Source organism: Rahnella sp. CFA14(1/10), from assembly GCF_004195095.1.
Taxonomy (GTDB): Bacteria; Pseudomonadota; Gammaproteobacteria; order Enterobacterales; family Enterobacteriaceae; genus Rahnella; species Rahnella perminowiae.
Map to the genome: position 1 here is coordinate 1 of NZ_SEWS01000018.1, position 17,550 is coordinate 17,550.

11 protein-coding genes are annotated in these 17,550 nt (G+C 48.7%); 7 read left to right on the forward strand and 4 right to left on the reverse strand.

From position 1 onward, the window contains the following. The 7 genes from EVX52_RS24395 to EVX52_RS24425 form a co-directional block, all read left to right on the forward strand. A partial coding sequence (locus EVX52_RS24395) for a type VI secretion system Vgr family protein (protein ID WP_129992299.1) occupies positions 1-1,351 on the forward strand: 1,351 nt, incomplete at its 5' end. 10 nt (positions 1,352-1,361) lie between these two features. Further along, the gene (locus EVX52_RS24400) at positions 1,362-2,129 is read left to right on the forward strand and encodes a hypothetical protein (protein ID WP_129992300.1); all 768 of its coding nucleotides are present in this window, start codon (positions 1,362-1,364) and stop codon (positions 2,127-2,129) included. Further along, the gene (locus tag EVX52_RS24405; RefSeq protein ID WP_129992301.1) at positions 2,122-4,026 is read left to right on the forward strand and encodes a hypothetical protein; all 1,905 of its coding nucleotides are present in this window, start codon (positions 2,122-2,124) and stop codon (positions 4,024-4,026) included. The genes EVX52_RS24400 and EVX52_RS24405 overlap by 8 nt, the downstream gene beginning before the upstream one ends. Before the next feature lie 12 nt (positions 4,027-4,038). Continuing rightward, a complete protein-coding gene (locus EVX52_RS24410; protein ID WP_129992302.1) occupies positions 4,039-4,299 on the forward strand; it encodes a PAAR domain-containing protein in 261 nt (86 codons plus the stop codon). Beyond that, complete coding sequence (locus tag EVX52_RS24415) at positions 4,299-5,738, forward strand: hypothetical protein (protein WP_129992303.1); 1,440 nt, start codon at positions 4,299-4,301, stop codon at positions 5,736-5,738. Before EVX52_RS24410 ends, EVX52_RS24415 begins: the two co-directional genes overlap by 1 nt. A gap of 1,197 nt (positions 5,739-6,935) precedes the next feature. Then, positions 6,936-7,451: an ImcF-related family protein gene (locus EVX52_RS24420; RefSeq protein ID WP_165385202.1), complete on the forward strand. Its 516-nt coding sequence runs from the start codon at positions 6,936-6,938 to the stop codon at positions 7,449-7,451. Positions 7,452-7,479: 28 nt separating this feature from the next. After that, positions 7,480-7,998, forward strand: coding sequence for a type VI secretion system baseplate subunit TssG (locus EVX52_RS24425; protein ID WP_240783498.1), 519 nt, complete (start codon positions 7,480-7,482; stop codon positions 7,996-7,998). A 151-nt stretch (positions 7,999-8,149) separates the two neighbouring features. Here the strand turns inward: EVX52_RS24425 and EVX52_RS24430 are convergent, their stop codons facing one another. From EVX52_RS24430 to EVX52_RS24445, 4 genes are all read right to left on the reverse strand, one after another. Next, positions 8,150-10,237 (reverse strand): DUF262 domain-containing protein, encoded by a 2,088-nt coding sequence (locus EVX52_RS24430; protein WP_129992305.1) that lies wholly within the window; start codon positions 10,235-10,237, stop codon positions 8,150-8,152. Positions 10,238-10,376: 139 nt separating this feature from the next. Next, the gene (locus EVX52_RS24435; RefSeq protein ID WP_129992306.1) at positions 10,377-13,625 is read right to left on the reverse strand and encodes a type I restriction endonuclease subunit R; all 3,249 of its coding nucleotides are present in this window, start codon (positions 13,623-13,625) and stop codon (positions 10,377-10,379) included. After that, entirely contained in the window at positions 13,622-14,917 is a 1,296-nt protein-coding gene (locus EVX52_RS24440) for a restriction endonuclease subunit S (RefSeq protein WP_129992307.1), read from the reverse strand. The genes EVX52_RS24435 and EVX52_RS24440 overlap by 4 nt, the downstream gene beginning before the upstream one ends. Further along, entirely contained in the window at positions 14,917-17,280 is a 2,364-nt protein-coding gene (locus tag EVX52_RS24445; RefSeq protein ID WP_129992308.1) for a class I SAM-dependent DNA methyltransferase, read from the reverse strand. Before EVX52_RS24445 ends, EVX52_RS24440 begins: the two co-directional genes overlap by 1 nt. Positions 17,281-17,550: the final 270 nt, after the last annotated feature.

Consider the following 17,550-nt stretch of genomic DNA (forward strand, 5'->3'; position numbering starts at 1 on the left):
TCTGCTGCCGTGGCCGAGCGTCGCCGGCACGCTGCCCGCCCGTATCTCCAGCGCACATCCGGATGAGCCTTATGCCCATATCAGCGCCGACGGTTTGTACCGCGCCCGGTTTGGTTTCGACCGCACCAAATGGCAGAAAGGCTTTGAGAGCTGCTGGCTGCGCCTGGCAAAACCCTATTCCGGGGATACCTGCGGCTTCCATATGCCGCTGCTGGATTCCACCGGCGTGGCGATTGCCTTCGAGAACGGCGACGTTGACCGGCCGTACATTGCTTATGCGCTGCACGATTCACGGCATCCGGACCCTGTGGCGTTACCGAACTACAAGCGGAACGTTATCCGTACTCCCGCTAATAACAAACTGCGACTGGACGATACGCGCGGGAAAGAACACATCAAGCTTTCCACACCGGCCAGCGGCAAAAGCCAGCTGAACCTGGGTGCGCTGGTCGATGACAAGCGTAAAGACCGCGGTCACGGCGCCGAGCTGCGCACCGACGACTGGGTGGCCGTTCGTGGCGGCAAGGGTGTGTTTATTTCCGCCGATGTGCAGGCTTGTGCCGGAGGTCAGCAACTGGACATGCAACAGGCCAAAGCACTTCTTTCCAGTGCGATGGTAGAAATGCAGAGCCTGTCGGCCAGTGCTCAACAGGCCCAGGCATTAGCCGCAGACATCGACCGGCAACAGACGCTGTTACAGCAGAAACTCGACAAACTTCAGCGAGCCGTTTTGCTTTTAAGCGCACCAAAAGGCGTCGGTATTGTCAGCGGGGACAGTATGCAATTGTACGCGCAAGACAGCCTGACGCTGACCGCCGGTAAACAGGTGGATATCGGCGCGACGAAGAAATTCACCGTCGCCGCCGGTGAGCAAATCAGCCTCTACAGCCGACAGGGAACCAAAATGTTTGCCGCCAAAGGCGACATCGACGTTCAGGCGCAGGGCGGGAAATTCACCACCTGGTCAACGGACGATACGCATATTGCCAGCGGAAAAAAAATGACGGTGACAGCACAGGACGAGCTGGTTCTGGTCTGCGGCGGAGCCTACATCAAGCTGAAAGGCGGTAACGTTGAAATTGGCGGGCCGGGGAAACTGCTGGTGAAAAATCAGGGTATCAGTAAAAACGGTCCCGGCAGCATGCAGGGTGCCATGAAGTCCTTCGAGCCAGAGAATTTCGATGAGAAATTCGCACTCGTACATCCTCTCAGCGGTGAACCTATCCCTAACGCCAAATACCGGATGACATTGCCCGACGGTTCTGTGCAGGAAGGCGTGACTGACGCTGCAGGAAAAACGGCTCTTGTTCAGAGCACACTACTCGACGGTATGAGTTTTGAATTACTTTAAGGATGAAAGAATGAAAACACTGAACAAGCTTGCGTGTGCTTCAGCCACAATTTTTTCTTGCCTGCTAATTACCGCCTGTCATATCCCCACGGCGGCAGACGGCTTTGCTATGACAACCGGTGGAGCAGGACTAACTGAGCAGTCCGGGCAGGTTGAGTACATGATTTACAATGTCCCACCACAAGTTGTTTATCGGATTGATGACCATAGATTTTTCACGCTAGAAAATTATAAAGACTGCGATCATGGAGGCATTGTCTATTATAACGACACTAAGCTTGGTAAGAAAATTTATATCAGCGGAGGTTCAAGTAGTAATGATATTTTAACACAAAACCCCACTATGAAATGGCAGGGAGAGTTTATTTATTCAGCCGATGAAAATATAATTGCCTATCCATTTTTCGTCATGTACTGCGCTAGTGATCACATGGATTGCAGTGCAGAGTTGGCATACAGCATTGATGGGAATAAAAACAAACTAAGATTGGGCACTACAACCGGAGATGATACATCGGACAAAAGTATCATCATAACCAATAATAATATTTACGTAAAAAACTCTCATAATAGCCGATATTACTCACACATTCTTTCTTTGGACAGTCATCCAGAAGGCTCTGGGGTTATTATAGAAAAAAATGAGATGCCAGCTATAAATAAAAAATCCATATCAAGATATTTTTCGTGTTCAAATTCGATAAAACCTTCGTCTGTGACTTATTCAAAAAAACAGAGTTACTCACCTTTAGCAACGGGAGTAGTAACAAATGACTGATAGTTCACAAGAGCCAACTCGAACTGCTCCAGTACATATTGACGACAATGGTAAGCATGTATGGGCTAGCATGTGCTCTCCATCCAATAACAAAGTCAGGGCAGCTTGTAACTATCCGATTCAGCTTCCTGGGCTTATTATTTTTGTGCATGGAGTTAACTCTGAAGGTGAATGGTATAAGGATGCAGAAAAGCACATCTGTGAGGGGTTGAATAATAGATTAAACCTTACTAGTGAATTTCAATTGCTGGAAAATGGATATTCAAGTGGTATATCTAAACCCCGAGAGATTACTGAATTAGGGCGTTCACCAGTCATCCGCTTTTATTGGGGTTATTCGGCAGGAAAGAATGCTGATGTTAAATATCAGATCCCTTTGAGAAATGCTGAAGGCGATGATTATCACGATTTGAAAAAATACCAAAAACTGTCTGACAATGAATTACAAGCTAAGGGGCCTTTCTATTGGGGCGGCGGCGCATTTCAAAATGGCTGCGACCAGTTGGTGTCTTTATGGAGTGAAGAAGGTTTTAGCAAATGGCTGAAGGAAATGCCGATCCCGTTCAGCGTTCAGGCCGCAAATACTGAGTTAGACCGGTTAGTTTCAGACGCTCCTGCGAGACAATATTATGCCCACGCTGCAACAAGGCTGGCTAATTTAATGGATACCATCAGAAATGATTATCCTAAAGATACCATTACGCTGATGTCCCACAGCCAAGGCACGATGATTGCAATGGCGGCAACGTTGCTTGCCAAAACCGGTCCTGATGCTTTATTTGTGATGAATTCACCTTATGCGCTTGAACATAAAACAATGGACAGGTTCGCCTACCCGTTTAATGAATGCATATCGACTAAAGCCAGGGTTGCCACGTTTGAGAATGTAGTTAAGAAAGTTGCTCAGCAAGCTAACAGGATGACATCTGCGGACTATAGCCGTCTGGTTGTCGGAGTCGATGCTGATAATAAGAGCTGGAAGCCAACAGGGATGGGACCAAACGGTACTTATGAGCGCGACAATCATGGCCGCACCTGGGTTTACAGTAATGCTCATGACCGTGTTATGGGAATGAAAGCTATTCGTAGTATCGGCTGGCAAGGCATCCCCAATACTCCTGATGGCAACATCAATAAGCTGCTTACAGGTCACCAGGGTCATCTGTTCCAACGGATGATGGCCCGAGGCCTGCATTGTGGCGGAGCCCCTCTGGTTCACACTCCTTTTGGAACGCTTCCCCCCGCAGGTAAACCGTTCTGGGATGACGGCGGTGAATTCATTTATCCTGCTCCCCCAGCAAATCAGACACTATTTATCAACGGTGAAAAGGTTCCCGAATCTTTTGATATACCCTTGAGTTTTGATGGTACGCGAGTTGGGGATAAACCCGCTGACGGAACCGACGGAAAAGGCTGGGGGCAATATTCCAGTGGAAAAATTAACGATGACACTTTTCCTTACTATGCCTCCCTATATGAAGAGCAGTGGATATCAGTACCCTCGTCACCTACATGGTCTTTACCCAGCTCTCACGATGATACGCGGGGCCAATTCACACGACGTCGTGAAACCCGCGAGCAAAAAGATGCCCGTATCGGCAAATTTATTTCACAACCCAGCGACCACAGTACATTACCGCTAAACCAGAATTTCATGACTCAGGTGGTTGCCTACGATTTACCGATCGGTATTTGTGAATGCTCAAACAATAAAAGCGATTTGGAAAAATACCGCAGGCTTGCTGACTGGCAAATATCGGATCCTTATTTCTCAAGCGGTGAACATCCTCGCTATACCCGCCCGGCAGAAGTCGTTGCCGAAAGCGCGGGGGGCATAGGACCAGACGAACTCGCCAAAATGAAGCAAATGGAAATCTACAAACACGGTGGCCGTTAAGGAAGACTGAATATGAGCAAAAAAGTCGTGGTACAGGGTGACAGCAGTTCATATGGAGGTCGTGTGACTTCTGCCTCCTCAACCTTTGAAATTGATGGTAAAAAAGCCGCCTTGCTGAACGATACGTTCTCCTGCCCTGAACATGGCAGTAACGCTATTGTTGAGTGCGATATGGGCTATGAAGAAGGCGGGCATGGCATTGTGGTACATGGCTGTAAAACAGCCTGCGGGGCAAAGGTATTTGCCAGCACACAAGCCGTGGACTTCAACTGATGGGCTGGTCAGTGCCGCAGGCTGCACCCTGTGAAAGACCAGCCAGATGGTCGCCCTGGGTTTGTGTGTGCATTTTTGCCATCGCCTATTTCTGTGCATTAGTCTGGGTAGTATTTGATACTCCCTCGACGGGGCTTTATTCATTGGCTTCAGGCCATTATCTGCCACTGACCGGTTTTACTGTGGTCGCTATCCTGTTTGGCCTCACAGGCTATCTTCTGCCGCTGGAAATCCAGTCACTTATGTATTTCGACTGGACGCACTGGCAGGCAAATACGCATGCAGTCTGGCAGAAATGGACTCATCAACATTTGTGCATTGTCGAGGCCAAAAACTTCAGTCCCGATGCAGAACTGCTTTTTCGTCTGGCAGGCCTTGAGCCCGCAGACCACGATGTATCTGCACAAGAGACTGTCGGCATTAATATCCCCACAGGAGGAATACTGGTACCGGGGATTTTCCGTTTTGAGGCCCTTAGTCGGTTCCTGCTAATGGGAATGATTCCTGCCATGCAGGGGTTATCTGACCATAAGATACTGAGTTTGGTGGTGCAAACTACGCGGCATTTGTCAGAAGAACATGCACAATGCCTTGAGAAAATTTGGCAAAGCCTGCCATTAACATCCCAACTCGATCTGCACTTACTTCCGGCAGAACTCCCCTTTGAGGGTTGGAATAACCCGTTAATCAATACCCAAAATCCGGTGTTAATTCTGGCGTTCCATTACCGTGAACCTGACGATAAATTGCCCGAGATCGCTACCTCACTGCTGCTATCCCCTGCTCGCCTGCTCAAACCTGATACACAAAAAGTTTCACCTCAGCTCTTCAGAGCCATGCCGTTAAACATGAATACACTGCCGGAAGATTTGCTGGAACTGCGAGACATGACACAGCAGCCGGCAGAGTCTCTTCGTCTGGTGTGGTTCTCCGGGCTGACCGACATCCTGCGTCAAAAGCTTAATGCCGTTGTTCATGACCTGAAATTACCGCTGCGCCAGGAAGCCCCTATGGGTGGGCAACTGGATTTCGACAAAGGTTGTGGAGGGTATGGTTCTCTTTCGGGCTGGCTGATGTTGGGGGCCGCTGCCGACATGATTAAGCGCGGGCAGGGCAGCCAGTGGGTATTGGCCGCCGCAGAAGAGTCAGCCTGGGCGGTGGTTGTCGGGACTCAAGCGCCGGTTCAGGCTGACTATCACAGCCAGTTACCCCGCGATGTCTACCCTGCCGGATGCCTGGTCGCTTCACTGCTGTTCAATCTGGTGTTGTTCTGGTCCCTCGGCCATGCCTTCCCGGACTGGCTGTTTTCTTTCCGGGGCACAATCACGCTGATCCTGACGCTGGTCGTCACGATGATTGGCAGCGCCGTAGGCCTGCGGATCATATTGAATCGCCTGCTTGAACCGCACTTTATCCGTTCTGCGCAGCAAGGAAGCTGATTGTGAAGAAAATCATTACACGTCTGGGAATATTGTTCCTGCTGCTGGCCGTTGCAGTCGCGATTATCAGTGTGTTCCGGCAATACGGCGTATTTTCTTCGTCCTCAAAGCACTCCGGCATTTTAATGATCGTTCTGATCATCACGCTGATTGTCGCGCTTATTGCCCTGTCATTTACCCTCGTCACCACATCGGCCAGCTGGCGGGTTCCTGTGCGCCCCAAATTCGCATCGAAGGGTACAGAATCAGAGCGGCCCGTTCAGCCGTCCATTGATGTTGGGCGATTAAAATCAGCCCTCAGGCATCGCTACGGCCTGCGCTGGAAGCGCAAATTCTCCTGGCTGCTGGTGATGGGTGAACCGACGGATATTGAAGCGGTCGCGCCGGGGCTGACGGGATCTGGCTGGATGACGGTCGGCAATACCCTGCTGTTATGGGGCAGGTCGCTGGCGGCGGGCGGCAATACGGCAGACCTTCATGCATTGCGCCGTCTGCGTCCTCACGCCCCTGCCGATGCGCTGATCTGGGTGAGCCATGAGGCGCACTATACCCAGGCGGAGCAGGCAGATCCCGTGCTTCGCGGTTATAAAATCGTCCGCCACCGGCTGCGCTGGGAACTGCCGGTGTATCTGCTGGACCGGCGTGAACTGAGCTGGCCGCAGCCTGAACTTGCGGTAAAGCTGATCGGTGTATTGGAGCACAAAAGGCTGACGCCGGCGTCTTTATCGTCTTCCGTGGAGTCCCTGCTCCCGGAGCTGCGCGCGCAGGGCATGGCACAAATCAGTGAAAATATGCGTCACACGTTTTTGCTGCAACTGGTCAGTGATTTACAAGCCCGCCTGTCCGGTTGGGCAGATGCATTCAAACCGCTGCTCAGTGGCTATTTTCAGCTGCCGCTGTACGGCGTGGTGTTTTCACCGGCATTGGTGTTTCGGGCATACGGCCCGCATGAGCGCGCGGATTCTCCGGTCTGGCGGGAGTTGTCTGCGGGTATTCATCGCCGCGCCGGTCGTCCGGTTGGGATGACGGTGCGTACCGTTACGCAGTGGTGTGCCGCCACCGCGATACTGATTTTTGCGGTCGGTACGATAGTGTCCGGCGTCAGTAATTACCGGCTGGTGACCGGCAGTGCAGAACAGGTTCAGCAGGCAAAAATCTCCCCCCTCGCCTGCAGTCTTGTCTTCACTGCGACAGAGGGTGCAAACCTTACTGGCTCAGCAGGAACAGGGCACGCCGCTGTATCGCCGGTTCGGTCTGGACGTGACGGATTCGCTGCTTCCTGCCCTCTGGCCGCAATACTCGGCGCTGGCCCATCGACTTATCGTTCAACCGGCCGAAATGCAGCTTAGTGCGGCGCTGGTATCCCCCACGCAGTCCTACGATGCCCTGAAAACCTACCTGATGCTGGTCCAGCCCGACAAAACCACCGGCGCGGAGGCGCAGCACTATTTAACGCAGCAGCTGACGCCGTTGCTGAAAAACGTCGCGCCGCAGGATATCGCTTTTATGGCCGCGCAGTTTGCCCGGCATCCTGACTGGAAAATTACCCCAGATAGAACTGCGGTCACGCAGGCACGGGCGGCCTTGCTGAATGCCATGAGTGGCGCGGACGCAGAACAAAAACTTTATGGTTCCCTGATTTACCGCACCTCCCGCAACTTCGCGGTTTTGTCGCTGACGCAGCTGCTTGACCGGTATCACCGACAGTGGTGAAGTACCCGCCTCGCGATTGCTGGCGTTATTGCAGCCGCTGGTCAGAACCACCCGCACAGCGGAAGGCATTGTCAGCGTGATCCGCACGCAGGCACCCAACACGCAGGCCACCGTGAAACCGCACAAGGTCACGCGGATGCCCGCTGGAAAACGAGCGAGATTCTCTTTTTCAGAACAACAAAGGTTGGGCGATCATCTGGTTCTTGGCAATCATACGGAGGACGCCAACTACTGCATCGGCGTGGAAATGTTTACCGAAGACGCGGCAGAGGCCAAAGGCTGGCTGCCCGGCGGCCAACTGCGGGAGGATGTGTTTACACTGCTGCGCGTGTATCTGGGGTGTGATTACGACGCCAGCCTGAAGTTGACCATCCCGATAGAATTGGCTCCACTGCCACGCTTGGGGGATCGTTCGTTGCTGATGGGGTATAACGTCGTCATGGGTCTGCGGGAGGATAATCGGGATGAAATGCCGAAAGAAGTGACGATGAAATTGGGAAGGATTAGGGCCCAAAAAATGGATAAAAAAGCCGGTGATCATCGTTAAATAGAGTGAATTACATCCAAGAGCAAGAAAATCCGGATAGGTATTATTGACTATCTGTACCGAGTATTTTCGACGAGTTTATACAGTAGCCTTTATTTCCTCGAATATAATAAATACAAGGGCTATTTTCAGCCCTTGCATTTATTAAAGACTAATTATCCATTTGTCGCTCAAATGCTTGTGTGACTAATGACATAACGTAAGGTAAATCTTCTAGCTTCTCGAATCCGATCTCAACATCGCCATTTCCCCATCGACCCAAACTGGTAACATCTTTGCATAATCCACGCGGATCATTAATTTCAGCAAACGAAATATTCAGTGAAAGACGCAGCCGCTTTGCTTGCGGTACAACATCCACAAAATTCACCTCAGCTTTATAAGCAATATAAAGCTTCAGGAAGACCTCTGTGACGCAAGGGTCAAGGGCCAACGTTGCTTTACGGAACGCTTCAAACAACACCTGAACATGCTCTTTAGCCAGATAGGGATGGTCTTCAAATCCATAAGTGAGGTTACCTTCACTCTTAGGCTGGTAATTGTTTAGAATATCATCGGGAAGATTGGCACTTGGCCAGACACTGCTTGCCTGCTCTGCCATTTTTTTTGCTCGGGCTATAATGGCTTCCTCACTCCATTTATCAAGAGGCGAAAGCCCGTCATTCAGGCGTAAATGACTGTATTTGAAACCACCTTCCATGTCGCGCTTATCAGCAAATGAGCGATTGCTATACTCCGAGTTATAGCCCGTCAATGTCAGGTTACCCAGCGAATGACGCCATGTTTCCCATACCCGCTGCCATTCATCTCCTAGCTCAGCTCTCCATGCAGCGGGCACTTTCTCTGTTTGATTATCGCACTGCGGCATGATGTGTTCGATAGTGTATTCATCTACTGGGATCGGCTCTTTATGCTTATGATTTTCAAGCCTTCTGAGCCAATAGCTACGACTTCTGAAGTTGTAAAGATCGCGGGTCTGAATATCCCTCTTAAACTCCTCATCTGTCGGGAAACGACGATAAGATGGCAGCAACGTAAACGCAGCTTTGAGGCTCTCCAAATATTGGTTCTTATCAAAACTTTTACTCAACCCGGCAAAGGTTTTATTCATTGAGTTGGTTGGTATGGCACATACTGCGCGACGAAATACATAGCTTTCCATCAGGCGCAGGGCTTCGGCGAAGTCGCTTAGGTTCAGAATATCCAGCTGGTAGTCATCATACAGCTCCAGCATCAGCGGATATGCAACATCCATTCTCAACTCGCGGATATTATGGAATATCTCTTTAAGGTGTTTATTTTTTTCAATACCTAACGCAATGGCACAATAGTAGATGGCATATTTATGTATATCAGCAACAGCAGATTCAACAGATTGACTATTGCGACGAAAGTACTGTTTAAACGCCTCATAAATGTCATCAATCTTAGGGATGTCACCGGTTTTTACTGTCAGGTAGTGACGCATGAAAGCATCGAATTGTTCGGAGTAAGCCTCCTGACCAAACAGAAGTTCCATTTTACGCCAGTGATCATTATACAACGTCGTTTGGCGCTCATTTTCCAGCCCCATGAGAATGTAATTGCGAATAAGATCGGCCTGGCTTAATTTTTTACCCGTTGAGTTCATGCTTTCAAATATAAGCTGAGGATTATCATGGTCGCGCTGGAGAGAGATATCCACCACGATTAATTTGCTGAGCCCTTTACAGACAGTCTCCAACAATTTTTCATTTTTTAGTTTATCTTTAAAGTATTCAAAGTTTTCCGTAACACGTAAAGAGTAATTCTCAGGCTGAGATTTTCCATCGATAATTGCACGTAACGTCTCGTTATCCGTCTGCGACAGAATAAGTTTATATCGCTTCTCGCCTGACAATAAGGGGTTAGTCAAATAGAAACCACGTAACTGGGCTTGACTGAACCCTTCAATAATCTCTTGCTCGCCCACGGCTTCGGCTAAAGCAGCTATCAACAATGACACTGTCGTGACGCGCTGTTGGCCATCAATGATCAACAAGGGTGATTGAGAGGTCACCGAATAAAGCCCATTTTCGATATAAACCACGGAACCGATAAAGTGCCCTTGATTGTTCTCATCCAATCCACAACGGAGAATATCATCCCACAGCTGTTCACACTCTTTCAGGCTCCAGGAGTAAATACGCTGGTAGATCGGGATGACCAACTGAGGTGCAGTCTGCAGAAAGTTGAGCAACTTGGCTTCTTTAGCCTTCATCCTTTAATTTCCTTGTTAACTATCTGAATTACAAACGATGGCCATCATTTATCCATTGCGACAGATGACGCGAAAAATGATAAGGGAAATACCTTCCTGATTATCGCCTAAACGCCCTGCTGCGCGTCGGTCCAAAAACTCAAGCCCCTTTCAACATATCAAACACAACTCGCGCAAACCCTTTCGCCAGTTCTGGATTTGAGAGGTACTGCATCATCATCTCTTGTTGAGCATCACTGCTGTCCATCACTGCATCATCAATCGCTTTTGGGAAATCCCCCAGCATGGCTTGCTCACGGGTGTTATTGGCAATCTGCGTCATCACTGCCTGGTTTTCCGATAACTTGTCGCGCACGGTAAAGGCATAGTTGATCATGTCTTTGTCGCTAAGATTATCCGTAATAAACAGGTCATTCAGTCGCGCCAGAATATTGGACAGAAACTCTTCTTTCTTATCCTTCGGCTTGGCTGTGCCAATGTCATTGCCCGGCTCGATTTTGTACTCTTCGGCATCTTCCTGCAGTTTCAGATGCTGTTCATGAAGTTTTGATAAGCGGTAATGGCTCATCTCCACATTGCTTAAATCAATCTCGTCTTCTTCAATGCGCTGCTCATGCAGTAACGGTCGCAGATGGCGGGCAAACAGGCTGAGTTTCTCCAGCTCCTTGTCATCGTACTCAACGATTTGCGACATAAACTCGTAGAAACGGACAAAGCTGCCGAGATCTTTCTTGAAGATATCCAGCTTGTCTTTCTCTTGTTTGCAGTCTTTGAAGCTGTTTTCCGCATTGGTGATCAGCACCACATCATTGGTTTTTTTCGTGCGCTCAAAGATCTCTTTTGCCAGCTTATAAGCCTCAACGGCAGAGCTATAACGCTTCTTCCAGCGCTCAACGGCAGGTTTGCAGATATTGCTAATCGCGGCGTTGGATTTGTTTTTCGTAAAGAAGGCTTCGCAGAATTGCTCGACTTCATTCCACTGGAAAATACCGCTGGTGCGGAGCTTCTGGAACAGCTCAAAGACCAGTTGCGGATCGCTGACATCGGTCAGTTCAGCCGTTTGATAGTAAGGCTGGAAGGCTCCCAGAATGTCGTCGGGTTCGTTGTAGAAATCGAGGACGAAAGTGCCCGACTGCGCTTTACCCGGATAGGTGCGGTTCAGACGAGATAATGTCTGTACGCACTCCACGCCACCCAGTTTTTTATCCACATACATGGCACACAACTTCGGTTGGTCAAAACCGGTCTGGAACTTATTCGCCACCAGCATTACCTGATAATCATCGCTATCGAAGGCTTTGCGCATATCCCGGCCTTTAAGCCCCGGGTTCATATTGGTTTCGGTAAACTTCTGATTCAGCAGTGCGAGGCTATTGTGGTCACTCTCCACAAATTCCACTTCACCAGAAAACGCGACCATGGCGTTAATCTTCTGGTAGTTGTTCTCCGCAATGTATTTATCAAACGCCAGTTTGTAGCGCACAGCCGCTTTGCGTGAACTGGTGACAACCATCGCTTTGGCCTGCCCGCCCAGTAAATGCATGACATGTTTGCGGTAGTGCTCAACAATCACTTTTACTTTTTGCGAGACGTTGTGTTCGTGCAGCACGACCCACTGGTTCAGTTTGATTTTGGCTTTTTTGCTGTCCACTTCCCGGTCAGGGTCGTCCAGTTTTTGCAGCAATTTATACGCCACTTTGTAGTTGGTGTAGTTCTTCAGCACATCAAGAATAAAGCCTTCTTCGATGGCCTGGCGCATGGAGTAAACGTGGAAGGCTTCCGGCTTATTGGTCTTTGATGCGGGTTCCAGAGGATTAGGACGGCGGCCAAACAGCTCCAGCGTTTTGGCTTTTGGTGTGGCGGTAAAAGCATAGTAGTTAAGATTACTGCTGTTTTTACGTGCGGCAATGGTGGCATCGAGGATATCTTCCGACGACAGCTCCACATCGTCATCAGCCTCATCTTTCATCAACACTTCTTTAAGCTGACGAGCCGTAGAACCGCTTTGTGATGAGTGTGCTTCATCGGCGATAACCGCATATTTACGCTGCTTGAGGCTGACACTGTTTTCGATGGCTTTCAGTACGAACGGGAAGGTCTGAATGGTAACGATGATAATCGGCTGTGAGTTTTCCAGGGCACTGGCGAGCTTTTCTGATTTCGAGCCATCGCCTTCTTTATTGTTAATGCGCCCGACCACGCCATCCGCATGTTCAAACTGGTAAATCGTGTCCTGAAGCTGATCGTCCAGCACGGTACGGTCCGTAACCACAATCACCGAATGGAATTGCTTCTCGCCTTTCTCATCATAGAGACGGGAAAGCTGGTGGGCAGTCCAGGCGATAGAGTTAGATTTACCGGAACCGGCGCTGTGCTGAATCAGATATTTATGGCCAGTGCCTTCATCTGCGGCAGCGCTAATCAGTTTATTCACCACATCCCACTGATGGTAACGCGGGAAGATCAGGCTCTCTTTTTTAACCTTCAGCCCGTTCCAGTCCTCTTTCTCTTCGATTTGCAGATGCACAAAACTGGCGAGGATTTTCAGCAGATTGTCCGGTAGCAAGACTTCATTCCACAAATAGCTGGTGGCGTACTCGTTTTCATTTTCAGGAATGTCGTTACCCGCACCGCCTTCTTTAGTGCCTTTGTTAAACGGCAGGAAGAAGGTGTCATCTCCCGCCAGTTTGGTGGCCATAAACACTTCATACTGGCTGACGGCGAAATGCACCAGAGCGCCACGTTTAAAGGTGAGCAGCGGCTCAGGCTTGTTGGTTACCGGGTCTTTCGGCAAACGCGTTTTCTTATATTGTTTAATTGCGTTGTGTACCGCTTGCTTGAACTCAGATTTCAGCTCAAGGGTGGCTATCGGCAAGCCGTTAATAAACAGCACCAGATCGATACGCCATTTCTTAGCTATTGAACCTGTTTCATCCAGTGCCGTTTTGGTGGCATGCGGGCTATAAATCAGCTCCGGCACCACACGGCAGATATTCTGTTTATAACGCTCCAGGGTTTCCGGGTTGAGATTATGCTCGGGCTTAAACTGGCATAGCGAAAAGCGCGCATTATGGCTTTTGATACCGTGGCGCAATACGCCGAGAGTGCCGTAAGTGCGCGACAGTTGGTCGGTGGCGTTGTTATCGGCTTTTTTAAGTTGCGCCACCAGCAAATCGAGGTAATGGCGTTCGGTATCGGTGGGGTAAATCTTCGAGAACTTTTCCCATTCCAGCGGCTGAGTGTTTTGCACAAAGGCAATGGCATCCTGCGAGTACAAAGCACGTTCGCGGTCATAGCTTTCTGGTTTACCACGAACCCAGCCTTTGTCTTCCATTTGAGCAATCATTTCATCCTGGAAAATCAGCTCTTTGGTAGTATCCATACTCATGCGGTAGCTTCCTCTGATTCCTCGATATGACTGGTGTCGGGCGCAACCCAATCACGCACATCGATTTTGCCGGTGACCGCGGCGGAGATAAGGGCGGTGCGGCGTTCCTGGAGCAAAGATATTTGTTGAGTCGTTTTTTCTTCAAGTTCATTAAATAACTCAGAATAACTATCTAAAACTTTAGCTATGTTTATTTGTTCTGCTAGAGGAGGGAAAGCAAATTTATATTGCTTGAATGCTTCTGCTGGAAGGTGTGCTATTGTCGCCTTACCTGCTCCGCTAATGAATCTCCCTTGCTTTACTGCATCATATAGCACGTAAAACATAAATCGAGTTTTGCTATTATTGCTTAATGGTCTCAGCCGATGTAATGCTTTTTGATAAAAACAAGGTGTTTCGCTATTCCATATTGCACTACGTCCAATCTCTCCTCCTTCGCAAACGAGAAGATCACCTTTTTTTACGCTATACCGTTCACGTTCCTCCAGTTTGAAATCCATAGTCGGAAGCTCTTCGGTATTAATTTGATCCCATTGCACATCTGTATTTCTTAAGTAATGACCAAGATATTTCCCAGTGATTTTTTTATCATCCAACATTTTTCCCAACAAAACTTCATAGTTAAAGGATAATTTTGCAACGTCCCAATGCTCCGGCACTTCCCCCAACCACTCAACACCAGAATCTCTCATCGCCACATTAGGGTTTAACCCTTTAGTCACAGCATGGCTAATCACTGCCTGACGTTTTTCTTTTAATAGTTCAATCAGTTGCTGCTGCTTCTCGATCAGGTTATCGATTTTTGCGGTTTCGTGATCGAGGAAGGCTGCAATCTGTTTACGCTCTAATTTTTGATTAGGAACTGTAAAATAATAATTACTTAAATGCTCCTGCGTCATACTAGGTAATGCAGTATTTGTGGAGTACCGAGAAAATTGTATCGTCAGTGCTTGGTAATAAAGATATTTTGCATCTACACCATTATGTAATTCGGTGTAATACATTGTATCAACAGTCCAGAATGGTTCGTTTATATATAATGGTTTGTCTATTGTTCCCTTACGACCAAGCAATACCGATGCTTTATTGTACATAAATTTTGAAGCAAACGTAAATTGCCCACCAGAGCCCATTACAGGGTACCCTTGTTCAGCTTGAACAGATTTATAATCGTGGCCGTTTTTTATTGTTGCTAGATTTTTTAATCTACAAATAATCCAATGCTCTGGTACATCCCCCAACCACTCAACCCCAGAATCCTTATACTCCGGATACGCCTTATATTTAGCCATCAGGAATGTACCTCCTGCAGCAACTTCATAATCTCAGCACTCACCGCATCCAGATCGGCGTCAATCTCTTCTAATGGGCGTGGTGGCTGGTAGACATAGAAATGGCGGTTAAACGGAATCTCATAACCGATAATACCGACTTCGCAATCTTTAGCATCGCGCTTATCAGCATTAATCCAGGCATCGGCAACGTGCGGCAGCACTTCTGCTTTAAAGTAATTTTCAATCAGATCGCTGGTGGCAATGGCAGGATTTAACGGCACATTTTCGTTATCACGCAAATCGCCGTCTTGTTCAAACTCCACCACTTTGCCTTTATACTCAAACGCACCATACAGCGGCTGCGCGGCTTCTTTTAGCACTTTTTTTACCACTGGTTCAGCGGCAGGGTTTTTAGTGGTGATGGCATCGATAAACTGTTTGTTCTCTTTGGTATCCAGCTTAATCCCTGCGGTTTTGATCGCGCCTTTCAGAGTTAGCTGGAACTCATTAAAGTCATTACTCACCAGCGCTTTACCACCAGCTTTAGCAGCCAACGCCGTCTGGATTTGCTGCGCCTTATTCATCAATGCACGTTGAGCCAGCCACAGTTTGCTATCGAGCAGGTCTTTAATTTGCTTCTCTTTCAGCTCGGCAAATTCAGCTTTGATAATGGCGCGCGCTTCAACTTCAATATCGGTAAAGTCACCATAGTTATCGTCTTGCCACTGTGCGGAGAACTCTTCATATAAACGTTCCATCGGTGCATTCAGTGGTTTGGTGGCAAAGCGCAGAGTGGCAATAGCTTCATCGGTCACCTGTGCTGACAAACGCAGCGGGCGCTCAATGGTCAGGCGGCGGTAACCAAAATCAGTGCCGTTAAAGATTTTGCTGGCGAAGGTTTTCGGTGCTTCGGTTTTGGCAGTTGCAGATTGACGACCACGGTTAGATTTTTGTTCAGGTGCTTTTTCAAGACCCAACTCTTCAAGAGAAGTTGCATCCACCACCTCAAACTCACCAAAGGTACGGGTGATAAGCTTGATGTCTTCATCGCCCATCAGGTTACGTTTAGAACCTAAAGACTTACGCATCTTGCCGCACAGGTTAGTGCCATCAATCAACTGAACTTTGCCCTTACGCTCGGCGGCTTTCTTGTTCGACAGGATCCATACGTAAGTCGCGATGCCGGTGTTGTAGAACATATCCGTCGGTAGCGCGACAATCCCTTCCAGCAAATCGGCTTCCAGAATATAACGGCGTATTTCACTCTCACCGCTACCTGCCCCACCGGTAAACAGTGGTGAACCGTTGAGGATAATCCCGATACGCCCACCGTTGCTCACCGAGCCATCGACTTTATCGCTATCACGCATTTTGCTAATCAAGTGCATCAGGAACAACAACGAGCCATCAGACACACGCGGCAGACCTGGGCCAAAACGCCCGTTAAAGCCTTTTTGTTGGTGCTCGTCGTTAATCTCGCCCTCAATCTTTTTCCAGTCCACGCCAAACGGCGGGTTAGAAAGCATGTAGTCGAACTGGTCTTGTGGTAACTGGTCATTGGAAAGCGTGTTGCCGAGCTTGATGCGGCTAACATCCTGGCCTTTGATCAGCATATCGGCTTTACAGATGGCGTAAGATTCCGGGTTCAACTCCTGGCCAAACGCACGCATCACCGCATTCGGGTTCAGTTCGTGCACGTATTCCATACCAGAAGAGAGGAAGCCGCCCGTACCGGCTGTTGGGTCGTAAATGGTGCGAATGATGCCGTCTTTAGACAACGCTTCATCATCTTCCATAAACACCAGCGAAGTGGTTAAACGCACAATATCGCGTGGGGTAAAGTGCTCCCCGGCAGTCTCGTTTGAGCTCTCCGCAAAACGGCGGATCAGCTCTTCAAACACCAGCCCCATCTCATGGTTAGAAATAGCTTTCGGGCTCAAGTCAGTGGTGGCGAATTTCTTAACGATTTTAAACAGCAGGTTTGCATCATCCAGCAGGCCAACAAATTCGTTGAATTTGAAATGCTCGAAGATTTCACGCGCATCCTTTGAGAAGCACTGAACGTAGTTCTCGAGGTTTTCTTTGATGTCGTTCTGCCCCATCTTGCCGAGATCCATCGGCGAGGTATTGAAGAACGACAGGCCTTTGGTGGCACGTAACAGGAACTTCTCTCGTCCTTCTTCCGGCAATGGACTGGCCTTCAGCTTCTCCGCTTCCGCAACCACAGCCTCTTTGGTGGGTGCTAACACACATTCAAGACGGCGTAACAGCGTAAACGGCAGAATCACGCGCCCATACTGGGACTGCTTAAAATCCCCACGAAGCAGGTCGGCAACTGACCAGATAAAGGCAGCCGTTTGAGAGAAGTTAGTGTTAGACATAGTGTTTCCAAGAAAGCTTTAATGAATGATCTACCGTCTGCGATCGACAACCTTATCGATACGGCAAACGCCAGATGGAATAATGAGATGGGCAAAATCATACAGCGCACGTGAATGAGTACAAGCACCAAATGCCTTAGGTAAATGACTGAGAAAGTGTCATTAACATTGAGAACGCTTATGAGTTATATCGGACCAATTTTCTTAGAGAAAACCCTAACCAACGCAATCCTCTGATTTTTAGAACTAAATTTTCAAATAAGCCTAACT